This window comes from Methylobacterium sp. WL9, from assembly GCF_008040035.1.
Taxonomy (GTDB): Bacteria; Pseudomonadota; Alphaproteobacteria; order Rhizobiales; family Beijerinckiaceae; genus Methylobacterium; species Methylobacterium thuringiense.
In genome coordinates, this window is record NZ_VRVE01000179.1 from 1 (window position 1) to 1320 (window position 1320).

The 1320-nt window shown below is 74.3% G+C and carries 3 protein-coding genes and 1 pseudogene; all 4 read right to left on the reverse strand.

All coding sequences use genetic code 11. The annotated features are described in order from the left end of the window. Positions 1–248 (reverse strand): gene transfer agent family protein (locus FV217_RS22310; protein ID WP_147821815.1); only part of this gene is annotated, 248 nt, incomplete at its 3' end. A 59-nt stretch (positions 249–307) separates the two neighbouring features. Further along, positions 308–718 carry a phage major tail protein, TP901-1 family gene (locus FV217_RS22315; RefSeq protein ID WP_147821817.1) on the reverse strand — a complete coding sequence of 137 codons (411 nt, stop codon included), beginning with the start codon at positions 716–718 and terminating at the stop codon, positions 308–310. 66 nt (positions 719–784) lie between these two features. Continuing rightward, positions 785–1201, reverse strand: coding sequence for a DUF3168 domain-containing protein (locus tag FV217_RS22320; RefSeq protein ID WP_147821819.1), 417 nt, complete (start codon positions 1199–1201; stop codon positions 785–787). Beyond that, a pseudogene (locus FV217_RS23625) lies at positions 1198–1320 on the reverse strand (head-tail adaptor protein); the annotation flags it as partial. The pseudogene FV217_RS23625 and the gene FV217_RS22320, both read right to left, overlap by 4 nt.

Consider the following 1320-nt stretch of genomic DNA (forward strand, 5'->3'; position numbering starts at 1 on the left):
CCCGCGAGGGGCAGGCGGGCGACCGCCGCGTCGTCGAGATCGTGCCCTCCGCCGCGGAGCGCCGCGCCGAGCAGCACGATCACGTCGCGGGCCGAGAGCCGTCCGCTCGAAAAGCGCTCGGCGAGGCCGACGACGTCGCCGGCCTTCAGCGTGTCCTCCAGCTCGGCCAGCGCGCCGAGGGTGAGGCAGAGCGTGTAGCGCTCGGCCCCGAAGGTGAGCGGCACCTCGCCGCGTCTGCGATTGGGCATGGCGTCGGGTCTCCGGATGGGGCGGGGGTCAGGTCTGGGCCGGCGGAAGGCCGCAGTGGTCAGAGCACCGTGAACGAGAGGGGCCCGGCGGAATCCAGCGCCAGGTCGTAGGTGACCTCGCCGGCATGGTCGCCGCGGTATTCGAGGGCGGTGATCTGGAACGGGCCCTCGATGGTGCCGAAGGACGGCACCACGATCTGGTAGGCCTCGATCACCCCGTCGAAGAAGCTCTGGCGCAGCCGCGCGTCGGAGGCCTCGTCGCGAAACACGCCGGCGCCCGAGACCGAGGCGCGGCGCACGCCCGCTCCGGCCAGCAACTCGCGCCAGCGCCCGGCGGAATCGGCGTTGGTGACGTCCACCGCCTCCGCGTTGAAGGCGATCTGCCGGGCGCGCAGCCCCGCCACCGCCGTGAATCCGCCGGCACCGTTGCCGGCCCGGATGAGCAGGTCCTTGCCTTTCTGGGCGGTCATATCGAGCTCCGGCGCTTGAGGTTCTGGTGCGATGTCCCTCCCCACGCGGGGGAGGCGGGTGGACCGTCAGTCCGCGATCGCTTCGGTGACGGCCTTCAGCGTCACCGTCGCCCGGGTCTCGCCGCTGCTTTGGTCGCGGTGCCCGGCGATCGACTCGACCCGGAGGGAGACCAGGGCGTGCCCGGCGAGCGTCAGGCCGGCCTCGTCGAGGAGGGCCGCGATGCGCTCCGCCGCGTCGAGGGCGCTGCGGGTCGAACCGGGCTTTCCGAACACCACGAGCGCCAGCGCGTGGAGATGGCGGCGCGCGCCGTCGACGGAATCGTCGCGGGCCTCGCCGTCGCCGAACAGTGCGAAGACGGGCAGGGCCGCGCGGGGCGGCTCGTCGTAAAGGCGCACGACGCCCCCCATCAGGGCGGCGAGGGCGGCGTCGCCGCCGAGCCGCGCCAGGATGGCGGCGCGCATCGCCAGGAGCGGGCTGGTCATACGGCGCCCTCCGGCACGATCTCCTCGACCTCGCAGGCGAGATCGCGGCGGCGGCCGTCCGGGTCGCCGGCCGAGCGGATCGCGAAGCGGCGCGGGCCGGCGGCGAGGCGCATCCCGGA